24 protein-coding genes are annotated in these 21,599 nt (G+C 48.5%); 14 read left to right on the forward strand and 10 right to left on the reverse strand.

Annotated elements, in window-relative coordinates:
- Positions 1 to 93 precede the first annotated feature (93 nt).
- Positions 94 to 915 carry a Cof-type HAD-IIB family hydrolase gene (locus MUG06_RS16895; protein WP_215848476.1) on the forward strand — a complete coding sequence of 274 codons (822 nt, stop codon included), beginning with the start codon at positions 94 to 96 and terminating at the stop codon, positions 913 to 915.
- Positions 916 to 995: 80 nt separating this feature from the next.
- On the opposite strand, the gene MUG06_RS16900 is transcribed toward MUG06_RS16895, so the two are convergent.
- Positions 996 to 1,880: an SDR family oxidoreductase gene (locus MUG06_RS16900; RefSeq protein ID WP_243079335.1), complete on the reverse strand. Its 885-nt coding sequence runs from the start codon at positions 1,878 to 1,880 to the stop codon at positions 996 to 998.
- A gap of 100 nt (positions 1,881 to 1,980) precedes the next feature.
- Between MUG06_RS16900 and MUG06_RS16905 the strand changes: the two genes are divergently transcribed.
- Positions 1,981 to 2,808 (forward strand): helix-turn-helix transcriptional regulator, encoded by an 828-nt coding sequence (locus MUG06_RS16905; protein ID WP_243079336.1) that lies wholly within the window; start codon positions 1,981 to 1,983, stop codon positions 2,806 to 2,808.
- Here the strand turns inward: MUG06_RS16905 and MUG06_RS16910 are convergent.
- Positions 2,805 to 3,188, reverse strand: a complete 384-nt coding sequence (locus MUG06_RS16910) for a helix-turn-helix domain-containing protein (RefSeq protein ID WP_215848473.1) — start codon at positions 3,186 to 3,188, stop codon at positions 2,805 to 2,807. The genes MUG06_RS16905 and MUG06_RS16910 overlap by 4 nt on opposite strands.
- A 114-nt stretch (positions 3,189 to 3,302) precedes the next feature.
- Here MUG06_RS16910 and MUG06_RS16915 point away from each other — a divergent pair, with 114 nt between their 5' ends.
- On the forward strand, positions 3,303 to 4,352 hold the full coding sequence (locus tag MUG06_RS16915) for an NAD(P)-dependent alcohol dehydrogenase (protein ID WP_243079337.1): 1,050 nt from the start codon (positions 3,303 to 3,305) through the stop codon (positions 4,350 to 4,352).
- Positions 4,353 to 4,495: 143 nt separating this feature from the next.
- Here MUG06_RS16915 and MUG06_RS16920 read toward each other — a convergent pair whose 3' ends face one another.
- Positions 4,496 to 5,251 carry an IclR family transcriptional regulator gene (locus MUG06_RS16920; protein WP_243079338.1) on the reverse strand — a complete coding sequence of 252 codons (756 nt, stop codon included), beginning with the start codon at positions 5,249 to 5,251 and terminating at the stop codon, positions 4,496 to 4,498.
- A 142-nt stretch (positions 5,252 to 5,393) separates the two neighbouring features.
- Between MUG06_RS16920 and MUG06_RS16925 the strand changes: the two genes are divergently transcribed.
- Positions 5,394 to 6,536, forward strand: coding sequence for an MFS transporter (locus tag MUG06_RS16925; RefSeq protein ID WP_243079339.1), 1,143 nt, complete (start codon positions 5,394 to 5,396; stop codon positions 6,534 to 6,536).
- Positions 6,537 to 6,684: 148 nt separating this feature from the next.
- On the opposite strand, the gene MUG06_RS16930 is transcribed toward MUG06_RS16925, so the two are convergent.
- Positions 6,685 to 6,873: a hypothetical protein gene (locus MUG06_RS16930; protein ID WP_243079340.1), complete on the reverse strand. Its 189-nt coding sequence runs from the start codon at positions 6,871 to 6,873 to the stop codon at positions 6,685 to 6,687.
- An 86-nt stretch (positions 6,874 to 6,959) separates the two neighbouring features.
- On the reverse strand, positions 6,960 to 7,193 hold the full coding sequence (locus MUG06_RS16935) for a DUF4060 family protein (protein ID WP_243079341.1): 234 nt from the start codon (positions 7,191 to 7,193) through the stop codon (positions 6,960 to 6,962).
- Positions 7,194 to 7,560: 367 nt separating this feature from the next.
- Between MUG06_RS16935 and MUG06_RS16940 the strand changes: the two genes are divergently transcribed.
- The 3 genes from MUG06_RS16940 (at position 7,561) to MUG06_RS16950 (ending at position 8,945) form a co-directional block, all read left to right on the forward strand.
- The gene (locus MUG06_RS16940; RefSeq protein WP_215848469.1) at positions 7,561 to 7,698 is read left to right on the forward strand and encodes a hypothetical protein; all 138 of its coding nucleotides are present in this window, start codon (positions 7,561 to 7,563) and stop codon (positions 7,696 to 7,698) included.
- Positions 7,699 to 8,354: 656 nt separating this feature from the next.
- Positions 8,355 to 8,579, forward strand: a complete 225-nt coding sequence (locus MUG06_RS16945; RefSeq protein ID WP_215848468.1) for a hypothetical protein — start codon at positions 8,355 to 8,357, stop codon at positions 8,577 to 8,579.
- A gap of 69 nt (positions 8,580 to 8,648) precedes the next feature.
- Positions 8,649 to 8,945 (forward strand): hypothetical protein, encoded by a 297-nt coding sequence (locus MUG06_RS16950; protein ID WP_243079342.1) that lies wholly within the window; start codon positions 8,649 to 8,651, stop codon positions 8,943 to 8,945.
- Between the two features lie 81 nt (positions 8,946 to 9,026).
- Here the strand turns inward: MUG06_RS16950 and MUG06_RS16955 are convergent, their stop codons facing one another.
- Positions 9,027 to 9,230 (reverse strand): hypothetical protein, encoded by a 204-nt coding sequence (locus tag MUG06_RS16955; protein ID WP_215848466.1) that lies wholly within the window; start codon positions 9,228 to 9,230, stop codon positions 9,027 to 9,029.
- A gap of 356 nt (positions 9,231 to 9,586) precedes the next feature.
- Between MUG06_RS16955 and MUG06_RS16960 the strand changes: the two genes are divergently transcribed.
- The gene (locus MUG06_RS16960) at positions 9,587 to 10,216 is read left to right on the forward strand and encodes an aspartate/glutamate racemase family protein (RefSeq protein ID WP_243079343.1); all 630 of its coding nucleotides are present in this window, start codon (positions 9,587 to 9,589) and stop codon (positions 10,214 to 10,216) included.
- Positions 10,217 to 10,274: 58 nt separating this feature from the next.
- Here MUG06_RS16960 and MUG06_RS16965 read toward each other — a convergent pair whose 3' ends face one another.
- Positions 10,275 to 10,925: a hypothetical protein gene (locus MUG06_RS16965; protein WP_243079436.1), complete on the reverse strand. Its 651-nt coding sequence runs from the start codon at positions 10,923 to 10,925 to the stop codon at positions 10,275 to 10,277.
- 215 nt (positions 10,926 to 11,140) lie between these two features.
- On the reverse strand, positions 11,141 to 12,028 hold the full coding sequence (locus MUG06_RS16970) for a siderophore-interacting protein (RefSeq protein WP_243079344.1): 888 nt from the start codon (positions 12,026 to 12,028) through the stop codon (positions 11,141 to 11,143).
- Between the two features lie 327 nt (positions 12,029 to 12,355).
- Between MUG06_RS16970 and MUG06_RS16975 the strand changes: the two genes are divergently transcribed.
- Genes MUG06_RS16975 through MUG06_RS16985 form a run of 3 tightly spaced genes read left to right on the forward strand, consistent with a single transcriptional unit; the run spans position 12,356 to position 16,008 of the window.
- On the forward strand, positions 12,356 to 12,922 hold the full coding sequence (locus MUG06_RS16975) for a sorbitol dehydrogenase family protein (protein WP_243079345.1): 567 nt from the start codon (positions 12,356 to 12,358) through the stop codon (positions 12,920 to 12,922).
- Between the two features lie 33 nt (positions 12,923 to 12,955).
- Positions 12,956 to 14,614, forward strand: coding sequence for a GMC family oxidoreductase (locus MUG06_RS16980; RefSeq protein ID WP_243079346.1), 1,659 nt, complete (start codon positions 12,956 to 12,958; stop codon positions 14,612 to 14,614).
- Positions 14,611 to 16,008, forward strand: a complete 1,398-nt coding sequence (locus MUG06_RS16985; protein WP_243079347.1) for a cytochrome c — start codon at positions 14,611 to 14,613, stop codon at positions 16,006 to 16,008. Before MUG06_RS16980 ends, MUG06_RS16985 begins: the two co-directional genes overlap by 4 nt.
- A 48-nt stretch (positions 16,009 to 16,056) precedes the next feature.
- Here the strand turns inward: MUG06_RS16985 and MUG06_RS16990 are convergent, their stop codons facing one another.
- Both MUG06_RS16990 and idnO read right to left on the reverse strand, forming a co-directional pair.
- On the reverse strand, positions 16,057 to 16,593 hold the full coding sequence (locus tag MUG06_RS16990; RefSeq protein WP_243079348.1) for a gluconokinase: 537 nt from the start codon (positions 16,591 to 16,593) through the stop codon (positions 16,057 to 16,059).
- 21 nt (positions 16,594 to 16,614) lie between these two features.
- Positions 16,615 to 17,379 (reverse strand): gluconate 5-dehydrogenase, encoded by a 765-nt coding sequence (gene idnO, locus MUG06_RS16995; protein WP_215848461.1) that lies wholly within the window; start codon positions 17,377 to 17,379, stop codon positions 16,615 to 16,617.
- A 230-nt stretch (positions 17,380 to 17,609) separates the two neighbouring features.
- On the opposite strand from idnO, the gene MUG06_RS17000 reads away from it, so the two are divergent.
- The 3 genes from MUG06_RS17000 to MUG06_RS17010 all read left to right on the forward strand — a co-directional run bounded on the left by MUG06_RS17000 (position 17,610) and on the right by MUG06_RS17010 (position 21,086).
- On the forward strand, positions 17,610 to 18,602 hold the full coding sequence (locus MUG06_RS17000; RefSeq protein WP_243079349.1) for a LacI family DNA-binding transcriptional regulator: 993 nt from the start codon (positions 17,610 to 17,612) through the stop codon (positions 18,600 to 18,602).
- Positions 18,603 to 18,753: 151 nt separating this feature from the next.
- Positions 18,754 to 19,701, forward strand: a complete 948-nt coding sequence (locus MUG06_RS17005; RefSeq protein ID WP_243079350.1) for a 2-hydroxyacid dehydrogenase — start codon at positions 18,754 to 18,756, stop codon at positions 19,699 to 19,701.
- Between the two features lie 77 nt (positions 19,702 to 19,778).
- Positions 19,779 to 21,086, forward strand: a complete 1,308-nt coding sequence (locus tag MUG06_RS17010; RefSeq protein WP_243079351.1) for an MFS transporter — start codon at positions 19,779 to 19,781, stop codon at positions 21,084 to 21,086.
- The last annotated feature ends 513 nt before the right edge of the window (positions 21,087 to 21,599 follow it).

The following is a 21,599-nucleotide window of genomic DNA, read 5'->3' on the forward strand; positions in this document are numbered from 1 at the left end:
TTGAATTCTCATTAATCCACACAGCGATTAAGCTTTAGGCATCACGTTAACAAGCCGAAAGGACAACACGGCGTCAGCAAAGGGGTGGGCGAAATGGCAGTAAAAATGATTGCAGTTGATATGGATGGTACGTTTTTGGATGAAAACAAGCAGTACAACGTCCAACGGTTTTCGCGCCAATATGCGTTATTGAAAGAGAAGGGCATCCGTTTTGTTGTAGCCAGTGGTAATCAATATTATCAATTGCAGCGCTATTTTCCCGAACTCAAAGATGAAATCGCCTTTGTTGCTGAAAATGGCGCGTGGGTTTCTGACAGCAATGAAGAGATCTTTTGCGGTGAGTTAGCCAAAGAAAAAGTGCATCAGGTGTTAGATATTTTGGCGAAAGAGCCTGAAATCAGCACCGTCGTATGCGGTAAAAAAGGAGCCTATGTGCATTCATCGATATCGGATGACGTCGTTGCCATGTTGACGAATCACTACTATCGACTGGAAAAGCGCGACGATCTTTACGACATTGATGACACCATTTTTAAATTCTCGCTCAATCTTGCCCACGAAGGCGTTGATGCACTGCTGGAACGCCTACATACGCAACTCGGCGAAGTTGAAAACATCATGCATCCCGTTTCCAGCGGCTTTGGTTTTATCGATTTAATTATTCCGGGTTGCCATAAAGCGCACGGTATCGCCTTGCTGCAAGAAAAATGGGGCATCAGCGATTGCGAAGTTCTGGCTATTGGCGATAGCGCGAATGACATCGAGATGTTGCGTCAGGCTTATTTTAGCTTTGCGATGGCAAATGCGGTGGACTCGGTCAGCGCTGTGGCCCGTTACAAAACGGAAAACAATAATGATGAAGGTGCATTGAACGTTATTTCTCGCGTTTTGGCGCGTGAATTCCCATTTGATTAACGGCGTTAACCACACAGCAAAAAGGCCGCAGATGCGGCCCTTTTGCTGTTTAACACTGACAATACATGCCTTTATAACAATCAAAAATAATCTGTGTTGCGTAAGTCGCTGAGCAGATCCGGTCCTGAAGGTAGCCAACCCAACGTTTCTTGCGTCCAGCGACTTGAGGTGGGGTTATTGGCCGCCACAAAGTGTGTCATCCAACTAAGATAATGCGGTGCTTCCTCCAGCGTCACTGACTTTACGGGCAGGTTAAGTCCGGTTCCAATCACTTCTGCTATCTGTTTGAAAGAAATGCCCTGTTCCTGAACAGCATGCAGTGATGTGCCCGCCGCCGCGTGCTCCACCGCCAAACAAAACAGTTTTGCCGCATCGTAGCGGTGAACCGCCGGCCAAAGGTTCTCGCCCTCGTCGATATAGACAACAACACCGTTTTGCTTCGCCAGCGCAATTAGCATCGGGATGAAACCATGATCGCCCGCGCCATGAACGGTTGGCGGTAGCCGCACCAATGCGCTGCGGATCCCGCGTCCGACCAATGCCAGCGCGGCCATATCGGACATCGCGCGCGGGTTGCGTCCCATTTCAGTAGGGCTCTGTTCAGTCGCCAGATGGTTAAGCGGCAATAACATGGTGCCGGATGTCACAATCAAGGGTTTGTTGCTGCCTGCCAGCGCATCGCCTAATCCATTGATCGCCCGTTGATCGACCTCAACAGAATGCTGAAAGCGGCTGAAATCATGTATGAATGCTGTATGGATAACGCCATCAGCCTGTTCAGCGGCGGACTGCAAACTCGCGATATCTTCTAGCGAGCCACGCGTCACTTCGGCACCCAGCGCGTTGAGTTGCTCAGCGGCCGCATCACTGCGGGCTAAACCCACGACGTGATGGCCGCGTTTTAATAACGTGTCGACTACGGCTGAACCGATAAAACCGCTCGCGCCCGTCACAAAAATTCGCATAATCCTGCTCCTCAGGGTTTGGTATTAACCTATGATAGAGCGTCAATAAAATGCGAAAAGTCGTGACGTTATACCGGTATTGAAACTAACAGGATGCGTGATGAGCGAAGATAACCGATTTGGGAATTTCCTACGTGACCGACGAACTCGTCTGGATGCCGCACAACTGGGTTATTCAATGCAACGTCGTCGCACGCCAGGCTTGCGGCGAGAAGAGGTTGCGATGCGGGCCTGCGTAAGCGCAACCTGGTATACCTGGCTGGAGCAAGGCCGTGGTGGCGCACCCTCGACAGAGGTTTTAGAGCGTCTGGCTCAGGCGCTGGATCTGTCAGCCGCCGAACGCGAACATCTGTTTTTGCTGGCGCAAAATAGATTGCCTGGCGTCGAATATCAGAGTGGTATCTGCGTTTCCCCACAACTTCAACGCGTTTTGGACAGCATGACGATGACGCCGGCATTGGTTAAAACCGCCGAATGGCAGGTCGTTGCCTGGAACCGATCTGCTGCAACACTCTTTGTCGATTACGCCGCATTGCCACCGGAACAGCGCAACGTAATGAAAATGTTGTTTAAAGATGAGGCAAAGAAACGTCTTGCACTGCCTAACTGGGAAGCGGCGGCCCGTCGTTTAGTGGCAAACTTTCGTGCCGATATCACTCGCACCGGTGCCAGTTCGCATGCTCAGGCGCTCATCGAAGAACTCTCATCGCTCAGCCCCACCTTCTGTGAAATGTGGCAATCGCAAGATGTCAGTCATTACGGCGAAGGCTTTAAACAACTTTTCATCGCTGAGGAGGGCTTGATTGATCTTGAATACAGTACTTTTACCGTTGAGGGTAAACCCGGCTTGAGTCTGGTGGTATTCAATCCTGCCAGTGACGTCGATCGTGACAAGCTTGCGCGCCTGATGGCCCGTAAATCAGCTTAATGCTTCGCGGTGCGAGCATTCGCTTCCATTTCATCCAGCGCCGCCTGATTATCAAGCCCCCATTGATACATCACCTCAATGGGCTCGGCGAACGTTTTTCCTAACGGCGTCAAACTGTATTCCACTTTGGGTGGAACCACTTCATACACATAACGCGAAACTAATCCGCGCTGCTCAAGCTCACGTAAGGTTTGAATCAACATCTTTTTTGAAATGCCCTGCAGGCTTCGCTCAAGCTCGCCGGTACGCGCGCAATTTTTCGGCCAGTGATAGAGCGCATGCAACACCATGGTGCTCCATTTCACTGCGAACAGTTCAAGCAATCTACGCGGTGGCGAATCGGCAAAAAAGCATAATTTCCCTTCGATCCAGGCAGGCATATCCTCTCCTTAATAGACGGTAACTAAAAGGTAACTACTATCAACTTGGGAGCCACATGTCTATAGTGTGTCGCTTTCTTTTCTGCCAGAACGGCAGAGATTCAGGAGGCCACAATGAAAATTAATGCACTGATTGCCGATGATGCATCACAGCCACTAAAAGCGGGTCAAGTTGAACTGCGCGACATGCAAGCTGATGACGTTAAGATTGAAATTCTCTATTGCGGCGTGTGTCATTCTGACTTGCATATGGCCCGTAACGAGTGGGGCGTAAGCCGCTATCCGTTGGTTCCGGGACATGAAATCGTGGGACGCATCGTGGAAACGGGTGAGAGCGTCGCTAACTTCAACACGGGTGACATTGTCGGCGTTGGCGTCATGGTCGATTCTTGCGGCAACTGCCATTTCTGTCAGCAGCAGGAAGAGCAATACTGTGCTGAAGGCTTCACACCAACCTATAACGGTACCGATAAATATACTGGCGGCACGACATTTGGCGGTTATGCACAGCATGTGGTGGCCGATCATCGTTTCGTCGTTTCTATTCCAGATAACTTGCCATTAAACGCGGTTGCGCCGCTGTTGTGCGCGGGCGTTACCGTTTGGTCGCCGCTGCGCCACTTCAATGTGAAAGCCGGTGATCGCGTGGGTGTGATTGGTTTAGGCGGCTTGGGTCATATGGCGGTTAAGCTGGCTAGCGCAATGGGCGCGGAAGTTACCTTGTTTACCACTTCGCCGAACAAAGGTGAAGATGCTCTGCGCTTGGGCGCAAAACGCGTTGTGGTTTCACGTGATGCTGAACAAATGGCTGCGTGCCAAACTTCGCTGGATATCATTTTGGATTGTGTCGCAGCGCCTCACGACCTCGATCCGTATCTCGCCACGCTAAAAACCAATGGTCATCTGGTGTTGGTAGGGATTCCCGATCAGCCGCATCCATCACCCAACGTGACGCCGATGGTCTTTCGTCGCTTAAGCATTACCGGCACCTCGATCGGCAGCATTCGTGAGACGCAGGAGATGTTGGATTTCTGTGGGCAACACAACATTACCGCCGATGTCGAAATGATTAAGGGTGATGAAACTGAAGCTGCGTTTGCACGCATGTTAAAGAGTGATGTGAAATATCGCTTCGTTATTGATATGCAAAAAACCCGCTGGTGATAATTAAAGGCCTGCTGTTATGGCAGGTCATTACCAGACAGTGACATCATCAAATCTTTTTAGTCCATAGTTACAACATCCTTTTACGCGTTCTCGTAACAGGTGAAAACATTGATTTCGGCATACTGTTCCGTCTGGCAGGCTCAATTTGCAGCATCAAGCAATGTTTCAATTTCTGCTTTGCACTGCATCAACATCGATAAAAGAGAATCATATTTCTCTTCAAAGCGCAGGGCTGGGACAGCAATAGAAAGTGCATATTGTTCGCTGAGATGCGTATTCAATACCACGCCAATGGCGCATACCCCGCGTGCGTGCTCTTCGCGATCGATGGCAAACCCTGCATTGCGTACTGTTTCCAGTTCCGTTAGTAACGCCTGTTTGTGAGTGATTGTACTTTTTGTTCGTGCGTCCAGACCTGATTTAAGGAATGTATCGATATTGGCTGGTGGTTGAGAAGCCCAAAGTGCCTTGCCATGGGCAGAGGAATGGCAAGGAAACGCTGTTCCCAATGGAGAGATCACCCGTAGCTCTTGATCCGAAGCATACTGGCTGACCAGCACGACATGCATGCCGCGATAAACACTGAGATTAACTGTTTCATGGGTACGCCGGCTTAACATTTCCATAGCGGGGCGAGAAAGGGTCACGAGATCGGTATGGGCAGAAGCCGCGAGGCGAGCTAAAGCCGGGCCCAGCTGCACGCCGTTAACGCCGTTGATCAGAAGTTGTTGAGATTCCAGCGACATCACCAAACGATGCACTGTCGTGCGTGGCAATCCCGTCTCTTTTGCTAACGCAGTAATCGATAACCCTAGCGGTTGGTTTTCAAGCGCACGCAGAATCTGAGCCGCACGTATAATCACCTGTGAACCCTGATTTTCGTTTGCTTCACGCATTCCGCTCTCCTTACCGTTTCGCCTACAGCAGGCGGAGAATATATCATGAATGTTTTATTCAGCGGCAACACTCGTCATTGTGCACGCTATCCGTATAATGGATAAACAAACCAATATGCGGATAAATGGCAAGGGTGATTCTGTGGCTGAACTTCGAAATGCAGGGGCGTTTACGTTACTCGGCGTGGCATGCCTTACTATTATGGTGGGTTGCGTCATTGTCCCTGGATTAAGTGAAATCGCGCCCGCATTAGGCGTAAGTCATGCCGCCAGTTGGTTAGTTACGGTACCTTCTCTTGGTGTTGTGGTATTTGGCCCCTTGGCTGGCCGCCTGATCGATCGCTTCGGCGCCTGGCACAGTTTAGCGTGGGGCCTATTTTTGTATGGTGTATTGGGCGCAGGTGGCGTTTTCCTTCATGGTTTTTATGCCATTATGCTTGATCGTTTGCTGCTTGGCGGCGCGACTGCCATTGTCATGTCGGCAGGTACGGGCTTAATTTCCAGCTTCTATCAAGACGATGCTCGCTTGAAAATGATTGCCCGTCAGGGCATGTCGATTGAACTCGGCGGAGTCATCTTTCTGTTTATCGGCGGCATTCTTGCAACACTGAGCTGGCGTTGGCCCTTTTTGCTCTATTTGATGGGCTGGGTATTGCTGCTGATGCAGCTGCGTTTCGTGCCGCATCCTGTTGCACCTCAGAAAAGTGAGGTCGCCAAAACCCCCGTTTCAGGGGTACTTAAACCGGTTTATATGGCTGCGCTGTTATCCATGGTGAGTTTTTTCACTGCGATCATTTTGATTCCAGAATATTTCCATCAACAGGGTATTGGCGCAGCTGAAACGGGCTATTTCCTCTCTTTCATTTCACTGATTGCGGTGATTGCCGCTGCGGTCATGCCTGAAGTTATGAAACAACTTGGTGGCCATCGTACGCTGATCATCGCTTTTGTCTGTTACCTTGCCGCACATTTGATGTTTTCATTCGCTGCGGCGTTGCCTATTTTCATGCTTGGGGGTGTTTTGCTCGGATGCGGATTCGGCCTGTCAATTCCCTTGGTAAACCATATGACGGTGGATCACAGCGAAGAAGCGGTGCGCGGACGAAACCTGGCTTATCTTGCCATGGCGATATTTTCTGGGCAGTTTTTGTCTTCATTCATGGTGTTCATTCCCGGCAATGTTTCATGGATATTCTCTGGCGCTGCGTTGCTAGCCGGGCTTTCATGCGCATTTATCTGGTTTACCCAACGTAAACAACGCAGCGAAAACATGCCATCCACCTGATGTTTAATCACTATGGGTAGTACGAATAAATCTGCGGATGACATTAAAAAGGCGACCCTGAGCAAAGGTCGCCTTTCTTCGCCAGGGAAGGTTTCGTTAGCCTGAATTGGCTGGCTGACAAAAACGTCCAACTGAACGGCTAATCACATTAAACCAAGCTAACAGAAATTACGGTGATTTCTTCTGTTTCCAGTTCCATCAACTCTTTGATTTCAAAGATGTGCTTTTCCAACTCTTCCTCAACATCCAGGCCCTCGATGAAGGTATGGAATGTTTTTGTTTCCTGCTCTTTGGGTTTTACCGCATAGGAAACGAACCATTTCTTTTTCTGCATCATGCTGTCCCTCTTTTAAAACCGATACGTCTATCTTTAGCGTTAAATCGGCGAGAGCTCAAGTTGAGCCAGCGCTCTTTAACACGATCTCAGGCAGCGCCAGAGAGATGTGTAAGCTTACGCACGCCCGTGATCACGGAAGCAACCATCGTTTCACGTCGGGTTATAACCTCTATCTGATAATATTTGGCCCGGTAGGCGATGGAATAGATGACAGGATGATACTTATTGCCTTCTCCGTAGCGGGAGTAGTGCGCTTCTAGCGCTCGAGTTGCTGCAAGAATATGGGAAGGTTCTTTATCACCGCGGATGATTTGCTTCATTCAGTTCCTCAAATGCTTTACCAGAATGCAAGCTGTACGGAGAGCTTGCTGCGACGGGGTTTATAAACACTGAACATCTGACTGCTAACAACAACATTATAATAGTGTAAAACGTTGCACGTGTTTTATGACAACGCAATGACGGCATAAAAAAGCGTGCCAGATTGAGCAAAATGTTAAGCCCTAAGGCGCGCGATCAGTACCTGAAATTAATGAGGCAGAGAACGTAAGATCGCTATAGAGCCAAGCGGATGCTGCTTAAAATTTTGCAGATTTACGCTTGAATCACAAGTCAGCAATTTCCTTAAATAGACCGTTTATCCTGAAGCTAAACTTCTTTTACCCACATGGGTAACAGGAGGAATATATGTCAGAAAGACCCGATGATATTGACCCGCTTCCTGGAGGTAATCAGGTTCCTGGCGACGACGACTATATACCCGGTGATGATGAAGAAGCGCCGGAAGACTCTGAGTTTCCTGAGGATGACCTTCCCGAACGTTAAGTTCAGCTGAGCCGTCTTCGGGCGGCTCTTTCACTTAAACAATGTTTCTTCAGCCATTTTTCAGCGTTTGATCGTCGATTAAGATCCCGCTTAGCGAGCGAAGTAAAGCGACGCTTGTAGTAAAGATTCCGCTTAGCTCACACTTCTGATAATTACTTAGCGTGATAAATGTAACCTGGCTAAACTACATGTTACCCACATCGGATGAAGGAGGTAATTGTGCTTACAGACCCTGAAGTCAGAAGGTGGGCATCTTTAATGCTCACGTCCGCATTGCGCGGTAATATGCCGAAAGAATCAGTTTTAAGACAGATGTGCATTTTGCGCGCCCATCATGGTACATCCGTCTTTGAAAATGTCCTTGAGCAAATGCTACTAGAAGCCGGTCGGGTTGGGCCTTTGCATTGCAACGGAAAACTGTATAACTATACAAAAACAGAACTGCCAGATTCAGTTAAATAACTGAATATAAAAAGCTTAATAATTTTCACCGCCTAAGGGCGGTTTTTTTATGGGTGAAGGTATGCACTGGTACAGAATACAGACGAAGCGCCTGAGAGATTTGTCTGATGTGCTAAACAAACGCAATAATTAGCTTCACGAAGCAGGGCTCAAAAGTTAAGGTGTAGCTTCAAAGGATTAAAAAGGGAAAGGCAATGGTTAACGATTATTTTGGACTGCCATCAGCAGGCGTTACGCAAGAGCAGCACAAGCGTACGGTCGCCGTAGCGGCTGCGTTAGCGGTAGCGGAAAAATCTGTCAGTGCAGCAACATCCGCTAACGGTTCTAAAGCAGCCTGGGATTTACAGGCTGTAGCGAATGAAATTGCAAACCTTGCGGATGCTATTCAGGATGCGCTTGAGCTAGAAGAAACAAAATAAAGAGAGCCGCCTACGGGCGGTTTTTTATTCGTTAAGACCCGAGTCAGACTTTCTTACAGGAATCAGAGTGTGAACAAAGCTTTAGTCGTTGCTGGCATCATTCTGTTGCTCTGCGGTTGCTCTAACTCTGTTGGGCGAAATATTGATAACGCCGGCTTTCAGAAAATCCAAAAAGGGGTGACGACTAAACCAGAGTTGATTGCGTTGTTCGGCCAACCCAATGCAGAAACGCCTTATCCTGATGGACAACAACTTCTGAAATGGACTTACAGCGAAGCCAGAGCAATGGATACTACCGAAGGGAAAACGCTGACAGTGCAGATGAAAAACGGCAAAGTCTTCAGCTATTCTCTCAGTAAAAGTTAGTGTGAGATTAGCCGTGCATTAAGCGTTTCGCGTAACTGCACGACTCAATCATTACCTGAAACAAATAACAGGAACCAAGACCTAGAACAGCGTCTCTTCTTTGGCCTTTGCCGCTGTTTTTTCATCCGCTAATGCTTTTATCGGATCGGGCGACGTTAACCATCGATCAAATTTTTGGTAGGTTTCAACGAATGATTTGAAATAACCTGTGGCACTAGAAATGTTCTCTTTGCGGTTCATGAATGCCATCGTAAGTTCAAACGCATCTTGATTATCAAATTTCATGAGTTTCTCCTCTGTCTCGGTATCCATTGAGCGTAGCCTGGGTTTTCAGCACACGCATTCAGACAAAGACCAATGGCAGACATTTATCAGTGCAGGCTCAGCATCTCAAGTTTGCGCCAGAGAATAAAAGCGTGGTAACCACGCAAACCCGACGCGGTAATAAGGAAAACATCAACGGATTGGTCAAGGCCAAGATGGTAATCGGAATTTATCATTGAGTAACAACGCTTATTATTTCCCGTGCTTGATTGTCGGTAGACGGTATTTTTTTTACGCGTTATATCTTCTTGTTAAATATGTATCGCGGCAGTGTTCTGCTAACAACCTTCTCTCATTGGCTTTAACGGGATTGTAAAATGTTAGGAATTATTCGGGTACTTACCCACCAGGATCAGAATTTTGTTGAAGAGCATGGGCGGCTGATTCACCAGCAATATGGACTGGATTCGATAAGTCGTTGCATACCCGATCAGCCAAAAGGCATTTTTGACGACGCCAGCGAAGCGATTGCCGTGCCGAAAATCATTGCGCTAGGCCAGCAATTTCAGGCGGAAGGATGTGATGCCATTTTCCTGAGCTGTGCTGCCGATCCGGGATTAGAGGCGCTGCGCAAAACAGTAACGATACCGGTTATTAGCGCCGGTAGCGCCTCCGCCAGTATTGCGGCGATGCTACAACGCCCCGTTGCGGTAATGGGAATTGGGGCGGAAGCACCGCGCCCGTTCAAAGCGCTGCTCGGCGAGTCGGTTATCTATGCACGGCCTGAAGGGGTGTTAAATACCACCGATCTCCTGTCATCTCAGGGACGACAGAGCGCGCTGGCCTGCGCGGATGAGCTTTACCGGCAGGGCATTGAAGTCATTGCATTCTCTTGCACCGGTTTCTCAACTATTGGTCTTGCTGATGCGATTAATCAGCAACTTGGCCAGATTGCAGTGGATGCGGTACGCGCTGCCGGATTATTTGCCAGCCAGTTAGGGTGCTAATAGCGTGGCAGAATCGCCAGCGTGATGCCTGACGATTCTGCAAGGTAATCAAATCTGATCAGCCTTGGTTTTCATCTTCTTTTTTGGCGTCAATCTGCGTCGTTTCTGCCGCGTGCTTAAAAGGCTTCAGTAACTGAATATCCAAAATAACGTAGGTCATTGTGCTGATGAACAGAGATATTACGCTACCAAAGACGCCACTGGTGGTGAAAGTCAGGTAGTTATAAATAATCATCCAGGTTAAGCAGATAAATAACGCGAGCGAGATATAAATGGAAGGAAGGGAATAGTTGCTGGTTCCCGCACCCTGAGAATGGGTTAATTTGAACAAATTTCCCACAGAGTATTTTTCTAAGGTATGAATGGTTTTTTCCCAGTCAACCTGTTTACGGGCGCTGGCTCGACTAATAAACACGAAAAGAATAGAGATAAAGAAACCCGAAAAAGCAATCAATACGGGGATAGCCTGCAAAGCATATTCAATACTTTTATGACCCGCTTCGCTTGCAGATAAATCGAGGGTAAGTGAGGCGCCAAGTGCGGCATAAAGAAACAGAAAAAGAGCCAGAAAGGTGGTGGAACGCTTCCAGTCTGTCTCAATTTCAATATTCTTCTGCGCTATAGCGATGTGGAGAGATTGCTGAATTCTGTCGGCATGAATGGAGGATGATTCAATTTTCACCACGTCCTCATCCAGTAAATCACGCATAAATTGCGCATCGTCTTTGTGCACATCAATATTTGGCATTATGAATTTCTCAATAAAAAATTTCCCTTATTTTAATCGGCCCCAGAGGAATTAACAGGTAATTAATTGTATTAAAGAGAGCAGGGTTATTTGTTCCTGAATTTTTGTGGAACAACCGACAGTTCACCCGCTCTGGCTTAAAATCACGTGGCTTATAGCCCTATCAATAACGGCTATCACGCACGATATGACCAGTAAGCCATAAAGTTGAGGGTGCTGCGATCAAGACAGCACTCATCAAGAAGATAACGGCGCAGGCGCTTCACGGCTGAAGATTCAGCAGCAACCCAGGCGTAAAAAGGCTGATTACCTTCAGCTCGTTCCCACAATAACTCATCCTCGCCTGTTTCAGGCAACTCGCCATTCTGTGGTTTGCAGGCAAGCGCAGGAACCGGCACGTCTTGCCTGATCGCTGCCAGCAAGCGTTCTCCCCAAACGGTACTGCCGGTTTCCTCACGGGGTAACCACGTAATTTCCGCGAAGGGGAAATCGCCCTGCATCACGCAATCTGCCCTTAAAGGCACTTCAAAAAATGCCCGAACTGTCGGGGGGCTTGTTTGCTGTGCAAGCGCCTCCAGAATACTCATGGCTGCAGGCAGGGCCGTTTCATCGGCGATCAGTAAAGCTTGCTGAACCTGTTCATGAGGAAGCCATTCATAGCCGCCGCTGTCTGTTTCGGCCAACGCATTCGGTGCGACGATCTGCAATTCATCACCGGGCCGGGCATTATAAGCCCAGCGAGAAGCCGGACCCGTTTCACCATGCATAACAAAATCAACCACCGCCTGCTGCCTTTCGCGCGATACGGCGCGCAGGGTATAGGTGCGTAACAGAGGTCGGCAATGTCTCGGCAGCGCCAGATAATCTTCGTACCAGGTATCGCTCACAGACATGCGCGTCCATTCACCGTTCTCAGCGGCAAACAGCAACTTTATGCGTTGATCGGGGCCATCAAGTTTCATCTCACTGATTTCAGAACCGGCAAACACGCAGCGCAGCATTGAAGGTGAAAGCAGGGTTTTGCTTTCTAAGTGAACGTTAAACAGACGATACCCGGCTGCCATGCAGTGATTCTCCAAAACGTCAGATAAGGGCGGGCTAGCCTGATCCCGTCATAAACGAGAATTATTATCATCCATTACTTGCACTGTCCAATCGAATTTAAGGATGACGGCTTAGGCCAGCGTGTTATATCCGCAACAGAAAGTGAACAAGCTTCGATGCACATCCGCATAAGACGGTTGTTTAAGAAACAAAATTATCATTTAGAGCGAATTTATTAACATGGCGACATCTTTTCGCTATATCTCATTAACAAAAACAGCAACGAAGCGGTAATATCCGTGATCTGCATCACCTTTCAAAGCTTGTCCTTCTAACCAGGAAAACCCATGAAGCACGAATCAGCTACAAAAAGTGCAGCTTTAAATAAAAATGGAACCGGTTCCACTCGTCGAGAATTCCTCTGTGCGGTTGCTGGATTAACCCTTACCGGCGCTATTGCTGCGATACCGGGTATCTCTTTTGCCGCCACAATCGCCAGCGCCAGTGATCCGGTGAAAGCCTTCATTACCGTGTCACAAACGATTACTGAACATAAGCAAATCGATAGTGCATTGGCAGCACGTTTCCTTGAGGTATTTACTCAACGCGATCCGCAATTTGTCGCCCGTATTTCCCAACTAGAACGATTAGCGATAGCGGGAATCGATGCCAGGCAGTTCATGACTAAAGCCACGCAAGCAGGTTTAAACGAATTTCTCTATCAGATTGTTACAGCCTGGTATACCGGAACGGTAGGTGATGATTATCACGGCACATTGGTCGCCTATAGACAGGCCCTGATGTACCAAACCGTGCGCGATGGATTGGTTGTACCAACCTATTGTAGCAAGGGTCCGATGTGGTGGACTGCGCCTGTTCCCGTTGAAAATGACGGTTTGATCGCCAGCCTTTAACTCCCTTAGAAACATATTTAGAAAATATAAAAAATGAATAAACAACCGGTATTTACTGCTCAAGGCGACGCCTCAGCAGATATTGTTATTGTGGGCTCAGGTATCGTTGGCGGCATGATGGCTAATGAGTTAGTCAGTCAAGGATACTCTGTGCTGGTGCTGGAAGCCGGCTTGCGAATTGATCGTGCTCAAGCGGTAGAGAACTGGCGCAACATGCCCTTTGCAAATCGTGCAGGATCAGATTTTCAGGGGCTTTATCCGCAGTCAAAATTTGCCCCGGCGCCACTCTATTTTCCGCGTAACAACTACGTCAATGTCACAGGCCCAAATGCGTCGAGCTTCCAACAAGGCTATTTGCGCACCGTGGGTGGAACAACGTGGCACTGGGCCGCATCCTGCTGGCGCCATCACCCAAGTGACTTTGTCATGCAGTCAAAATATGGGGTGGGCCGCGACTGGCCTATCAGCTATGACGAACTGGAACCCTGGTATTGCAAAGCGGAAAATGAAATTGGGGTGGCTGGCCCGAATGATCCTGCCAAACAATCGCCGGTAGAACGTAGTCAGCCTTATCCGATGGATATGGTGCCCTTTGCTCATGGTGATAATTATTTCGCCAGCGTGGTCAATCCTCATGGGTACAATCTGGTGCCGATACCGCAAGGTCGCAGCACGCGCCCTTGGGAAGGGCGTCCCACCTGTTGCGGCAACAACAATTGCCAACCCATCTGCCCCATCGGAGCGATGTACAACGGTATTCACCATGTAGAACGTGCTGAGCGTGCAGGAGCGGTGGTGTTGGCAGAAGCGGTGGTCTACAAAATGGATACCGATAATAACAACCGTATCACTGCTGTTCACTGGCTGGATAACACCGGCGCCTCTCATAAAGTCACGGCTAACGCTTTTGCATTAGCCTGCAATGGCATTGAGACGCCGCGTTTACTGCTCATGGCGGCTAATGACGCTAATCCCAACGGGATTGCCAATGGTTCTGACATGGTTGGTCGAAACATGATGGATCACTCCGGCTTCCACTGCTCCTTCTTGACTAAAGAGCCGGTTTGGCTTGGCCGTGGACCCGCTCAAAGCAGCTGTATGGTGGGCTATCGCGATGGGGAATTCCGTCGTGACTATTCAGCCAATAAAGTCATTCTGAATAATATCTCGCGCGTCGTGACGGCAACACAGCAGGCTTTAGCGAAAGGCTTGGTGGGTAAAGAGCTGGACGAAGAGATTCGTTACCGCGCGGTACACAGCGTTGATCTCTCCATTAGCCTTGAACCCCTGCCGGATCCTGAAAACCGCTTAACCCTGAGTAAAACCCGTAAAGACCCGCATGGATTGCCATGCCCCGATATCTATTACGATGTGGGCGACTATGTGCGTAAAGGTGCCGAAGCCTCACATGTGCAACTCGAAAAGATCGGGCAATTGTTTAATGGTAAGGAGTTCATGATCAGCCAAGGTCTGAACGCCAATAACCATATTATGGGCGGCGTGATCATGGGGAAAAGTGGTAAAGATGCCGTGGTAGATGGTAATTGTCGGGCCTTTGACCATGAAAACCTTTGGCTTCCTGGCGGCGGCGCGATTCCGTCTGCCAGCGTGGTCAACAGCACGCTGACGATGGCGGCATTAGGCTTAAAAGCGGCTCATGACATCAGCCTGCGCATGAAGGAGTTCGCATGAAACGCCTGCTGATCACCTCTTTCGCCGCCATGATGACATTAAGTGCGCAGGCTGAAACCCCCAATAGCGATCTCTTGTCCAGAGGCGAACAGGTCGCTATCGCATCCGACTGCCAGGCTTGTCATACCGCGCCCGGCAGCAAGAATGCATTTAGCGGCGGCTACGGCATCGCTTCGCCTATGGGAACGATCTACTCCACCAATATCACCCCCGGCACGCGCGGTATTGGACAGTATAGCGAGGCTGAATTTTCAAATGCTGTTCGCTTGGGCGAGCGCGCCGATGGCGCAAAACTCTATCCCGCTATGCCTTATACCTCTTACAGTAAAATGACGGATGAGGATCTCCATGCGCTCTATTACTATTTCATGCACGGGGTGAAACCGGTCGAGCAGGCTAATCAACAGACCGAATTACCTTTTCCCTTCAACATGCGCTTCAGTATGACCTTTTGGAACCTGCTGTTTGCGGATAAAGAACCCTATCAAAACGATGCCAGCCAAAGCGCAGAATGGAATCGCGGTAATTACCTGGTAAACGGGCTTGCGCACTGCAATACATGCCATACGCCACGAGGCGTCTTGATGCAGGAAAAAAGCGATCAACCGCTGGCGGGTGGACCGCTTGGCAGCTGGTATGCGCCAAATATTACCTCTGACCCGATTAGCGGCATTGGCGGATGGACGAATCAGGAGTTGGTCCAGTATCTAAAAACCGGCCGCGCAGAGGGCAAAAATCAGGCCGCAGGCGGCATGGCTGAAGCGGTAGAAAATAGCCTGCAATATCTTCCTGAAAGCGATCTCAATGCTATCGCTGTTTACCTGAAAAGCACGGCTCCCATTCGGGAAGAAGGGGAGACTCAACCCGCTTATCAATATGGTAAACCGATGGATGTTGAAAACAGCATTCGTGGGCGCAACCCGAATAATGCTAATCACAGCTTAAGCAATGGAGACGTTTTATTTAGCGGAAATTGCGCCAGTTGCCACCAGCCAGATGGCGCAGGCAGTGTGAATCAGGCTTATCCTTCTCTGTTTCACAATACGGCGACGGGAATGCGTAACCCCAACAACCTGATTGCCGCTATTTTGTTCGGCGTTCAGCGTAAAACCGCAGACGGTGACGTCCTGATGCCGGGTTTTAGCTCGCCTTCTTACGTTGATAAGCTGACAGATCAACAAATCGCAGAAATCAGTAACTTTGTCCTGCACAATTATGGAAATGCTGAGGTTCGCGTAACGGCAGGTGATGTCGCCTGGATTCGCAAAGGTGGGCATCCACCGGTACTGGCACAAGCACAGCCGTGGATTTTGCCGGGCATTATCGTCGCTATGGTGGTGCTACTCGTGGTTATCGTGCTTTGGCGACGAGGCCGACGCAGCAACATTAAATAAACTAAAGGTGTTTTCATGCCTCATTCTGACGAGGCATGAAACGCACTATTAAGAGGCCAGACGAGCAGGCAAGGGTGTATCTGCACGTAAAATATCTACGCATTGATTCACAATTTGGCTGAGTGAAGGTGCGATATTTATCGATATGACGTCGTTCTCCTCCTCATCTGGCGCTTCTAACGTGGCAAACTGACTTAAAAGTAACGCTTCAGGCATGAAGTGACCTTGTCTGCATTTCAGGCGTTCAAGCACACATTCATAGTCGCCGTTAAGCCAGATAAAGCGCAGATTCGGGTTTCCCGTACGGAGTTTATCGCGATAGCGTTTTTTCAACGCAGAACAGACCAAGACACCCGATTCACTTTTCTGGTCAAGGCTAAAAATGACATCAGAGAGCCGCTCAAGCCAAGGCATACGATCATCATCATTTAATGCTTCGCCTGCTGCCATTTTCACGATATTAAAACGCGGATGAAGATCATCACCGTCAATAAACTTGGCATGGACCGCTTCTGCCAGCGCCATACCCACAGTTGATTTACCTGTACCGGAAACGCCCATCACGATAATGCATTGTCCTGCCATCTCAGTTTCTCCTTAATAAGATCACACTGCCGCCAACATGCCGCCATCTACAAATAACAGATGGCCGTTAACAAAATCAGAGGCTTTTGATGAGAGGAAAACGGCAGCGCCAACCAGTTCTTCAGGATTACCCCAACGTGCTGCTGGCGTACGTTTACAGAGCCATTCTGAGAATTCAGCGTTATCGACCAGTGCTTGCGTCATCGGCGTTTGGAAATAGCCGGGTGCGATGCCATTCACCTGAATATTATGGCGAGCCAGCTCGACGCACATGCCGCGCGTTAACATTTTTACCGCACCTTTTGCTGCTGCATAAGGCGTAATGGTGTCTCTGCCTAATTCACTTTGCATTGAGCAGATATTAACAATTTTGCCTTTTTTACGTGCCACCATTCTTTTGGCTACACATTGCGAAACAATGAATACGCCGGTTTGATTGGTGGCAATAATATCGTTCCATTCGTTCAGCGGAAATTCAGTAAAGGGATGTCGCCGCTGGATGCCGGCATTGTTAAACAATACGTCAATCGGCCCAATATCATTTTCAATCTGCGTAATGGCCTGCTCAACGGCTGCTTCATCGGCAACATTAAACAACGAAATATGGGCAGTGAATCCCTCATCGCGTAATTTCATTGCCGCGTTTTCAGCACGCTCAGCATGGGTGCCATTAATAATCACCTCCGCCCCTTGTTCAGCTAAACCGCGCGCCATAACAAAGCCGATCCCCTGCGCTGAACCAGTCAGCAAAATACGTTTACCTGCCAGACTGAAAAGTGTATTCATCGAAAACTCGCCTTGATTGCGAAATTGATGATGCTATCTCACGGTTTTACAGCTAACAAAACTGTGATGGAGATCACTTTAAATGATGTTACAAAACTCAGTTACACTTGCTGTGAGGCATCGCGTATTTTGCAGTTAAATCGCCGCATTACGCGGCTTCCAGGGATTCAACATTGCTGTTTCGCCGGGCATACTATGCAGACGGGATGGACGTTCAACGGAAAGAGTCAATGAAAATGCAGCGCATCACGTTACACGATATCGCAACGCTAGCGGGTGTAACAAAAATGACGGTAAGCCGTTATTTACGTACCCCAGAGAAAGTGAAAGCTGAAACGGCTGAACGCATCGCCAGCGTTATTGAAGAAGTCGGGTATCAACCGGATGCTGATAATCCTGCCATGGCAAGTCAGGCTATGCCGCGCATTGGCGTATTAATTCCCTCTTTTCATAATCAGATATTTGCTGATTTATTAGCGGGTATAGAATCGGTTACGGCGACGCAAGGCTACCAGACATTGGTGGTTAATTATGATTACGATAGCCAGCGTGAAGAAGAACAAATTGCGACGGTATTAGCTTTCAATGTTAAAGCACTTTTGTTAACTGAATCGGCACATACCGTACGCGCAGAAAAATATTTAAAAGCAGCTAACATTCCGGTGGCTGAAGTGATGGGTCTGAGTCAAACTCCGGGACGTATCAATGTGGGTTTTGATAATTATCGCGCCGGGTTTGATATGACCAACATGTTGATTGGTAGCGGCAAAAAGCGCGTTATCTATTTTGGATCGATGTCAGATATTCGTGATGAGCAGCGTTACGCAGGCTACCGTGCAGCGATGAGCGCCGCAGCGTTACCTGATGGCCGCATTGTGCCGAATAAGGTCTCTTCGGTGTCGATTGGAACCGGCATGATGACGCTAGCCCGCCAGATGTATCCTGATATGGACGGCATTCTTTGTACCAATGATGACTTAGCCGTTGGCGTGTTACAGGAGTGCCGGGCAGCAGGCATCAACGTACCTGAAAAAATAGCAATTGCGGGTTTTCATGGTTTAGAAATTGGTCAGGTAACAACGCCAAAGCTGGCGAGCGTGATTACTCCACGTTTTGAAATGGGCAAGATTGCGACAGAGATTCTGATTAAAAAACTGCGTCACCAGCCAACCATTGAGCAGGTTGATCTGCATTATCGGTTATCGATGGGTGCGACGATCTGAACCCTTCCAACTACCTGAATAGTCAGCAAGATCACGACATCGGTAACACAAATTAGTAACACTATTTGACGTGACCTTAGTCACAATAAAAAGCTCAAAATCGCCTTTAATAGAGGTCATCTGCCGAACGTAACTGTTATGAGGAATGCTGATGACTTCATCTACCCGACACACTGTTTTATTAATCGCACCTGTTCTTGACTCACTGTTGGAAAAGCTGAGCAATAGCTTTGAGGTCTTTCGCCTTTACGAACAAGCTGAGCCACTGGCATGGCTTAATCAACATGGCAGCACAGTCCGCGCGGTGGTTACGCGTGGCGATGTCGGCGTAAGTAACGCGGTGCTTGAGCACCTGCCTGATGTGGGTTTAATCGCTATTTTCGGTGTTGGAACGGATGGCGTAGATTTGAATTACACCCGTCAGCATAATATCGCTGTCACTATCACATCTGGCGTTTTGACCAATGATGTCGCGGATATGGCGCTCGGCCTGATTTTAAGCGGGGCGCGTAATCTGGTTACCGGTGATAAGTTTGTACGACAAGGTCAGTGGATTACACAGGCTCCGCCACTCGGCACTCAGGTAAGTAATAAACGTATCGGTATTGTCGGCATGGGCAACATTGGGCGCGCTATTGCTAAGCGTGCTGCAGCCTTCGATATGGCAGTCAGTTATTTCAGTCGAAGCGCTAAACCCGCGTTGCCGTATGTATGCCGAGATAATTTAATTTCATTGGCTCAAGAAAGCGATTTCTTGGTGGTTGCTGCATCGGGCGGTGAAGAGACGCGTGGACTGATTGACGACTCTGTGTTGGCTGCAATGCCGAAACATGCCTGGCTGATTAATATCGCTCGCGGATCCTTAGTGGATGAGAAGGCGTTAATCACTGCCTTGCAAAACCGATCAATAGCAGGCGCTGCTTTAGACGTTTTTGAAGATGAACCTCAGGTTCCAGCTGAGCTTATAGCGTTAGAGAATGTGGTTTTACAGCCGCATGTCGGCAGCGCTACCCATGAAACCCGACAAAAAATGCGCGACGTGGTTTACGCCAACGTTGATGCCTTCTTCAAGCAGCAAACTCTACCAAACGCAATTTAACTCACTCAATTTTGCAATAACGATGAGCTTCTGGCCCATCGTTAAAGCTGCGTATTGCTTAAAACAGAGGGCGTGATATGAACAATAAGATACCCGGAACACGCTGGCTGCGCGTGATAGCCCCGATTCTGATTACCTGCATCATCTCCTTTATGGATCGCGTAAATATCAGTTTTGCTTTACCCGGCGGCATGGAGCAGGACCTTGCCATTACCAGTCAGATGGCGGGCATTGCCAGCGGCATCTTTTTTATCGGTTATCTTTTTTTACAGGTGCCCGGTGGCCGTATTGCGGTAAATGGCAGTGGTAAGCGTTTTATCGCCTGGTCGTTAATAGCCTGGATGGTGGTTTCTATAGCGACTGGATTTGTGACCAATCACTATCAACTGTTGGCGCTACGCTTTGTCTTGGGTGTTTCTGAAGGTGGGATGCTGCCAGTGGTATTAACCATGGTCAGCAACTGGTTCCCGGAAAAAGAGCTAGGCCGCGCCAACGCTTTTGTCATGATGTTTGCGCCGCTGGGTGGCATGTTAACGGCACCTGTTTCGGGCATGATCATCAATATGGCAGACTGGCGGTGGTTATTTATCATCGAAGGCTTACTCTCTGCCGTCGTGTTGTTGGTATGGCTGTTAGTGATCAGTGACCGACCAGAAGAAGCACGATGGTTACCGGAACGTGAACGAGAATATTTGATTGAAGCGCTTAGCCGTGAGCGCGCCGCACGCCAGTCCAAACAACCCGTTAGCAAAGCGCCGCTTAAAGATGTTTTTCGTAATAAAGGATTGATGAAGCTGGTCGCACTCAATTTCTTCTATCAAACCGGTGATTATGGCTACACCTTGTGGCTGCCGAGTATTTTGAAAAATCTGACAGGCGCAAATATGGCGAATGTAGGCTTGCTGGCGGTGCTGCCTTTTGTCGCGACCATGGTGGGTATTTACCTTATTTCTCTGTTCAGCGACCGTTCAGGTAAACGTCGGATGTGGGTAATGATTTCACTGTTTTGCTTTGCTGCCGCGCTGTTGGCATCAGTGATTTTACGCAACCACATCGTGGCTGCCTACATCGCGTTGGTGGTCTGTGGATTCTTCCTGAAAGCCGCAACCAGTCCATTCTGGTCTATTCCTGGACGTATTGCCTCGCCAGAAGTCGCGGGCAGCGCACGAGGCGTCATTAATGGATTAGGTAATTTAGGGGGATTTTGTGGTCCTTATCTGGTCGGCATCATGATTTATCTTTACGGCCAAAATGTCGCCGTCTGCGCTTTAGCGGCTTCATTAGTAATTGCCGGATTGATCAGCCTATCTTTACCCGCGTCATGCGATCTTCATGAATCATCGAAACGTGAAAAACAGGATCGTCGTCAGCCGCATCAGGTTTAAAATATATAGTTTAAAACAGAACTCTTATTGTTTTGCTGTAATAGTCGCTAGCGCAATACTCATTTCTATTGAGTAATATCACTAACGGAAAGAAAGTTAGCCTCTGTTTTATCATAAAACGTGAGAAAAAAAGCGTTTGCCGCAGCCTGATCCTGGGCTGCGGCTGTAGCGCTGACCAATAACCCAAAAAACAGATAGAAATTTATTATTGGATTTTAAGTCGAGATGGCAACGCTCTGCTCGAATGCCAGTGCTATGAGGATGCTATTACATTATCCCGCTTGGCTTATTATTGAAATATAAAAACTAATGAACCATTTCCTGCATTAACTGTTGCGCAGTCAACTGTTAGCATTAGGTGATAACCGTCCTGGTTAAGCCTGTTTTGCAGAATATTTTCGTGATGGCAGGAGACAGCATGCGTTGACATTTTCCAGAACGGAATAAAGAAACGTTAAATTTATTTCTGTTGAAACCGCGCTAGCTAAAGAGAATTAGCGATCGGAAGCGGTT

Origin of the sequence: Pantoea sp. MQR6 (assembly GCF_022761075.1) — a bacterium.
GTDB classification, from domain to species: Bacteria; Pseudomonadota; Gammaproteobacteria; order Enterobacterales; family Enterobacteriaceae; genus Pantoea; species Pantoea phytostimulans.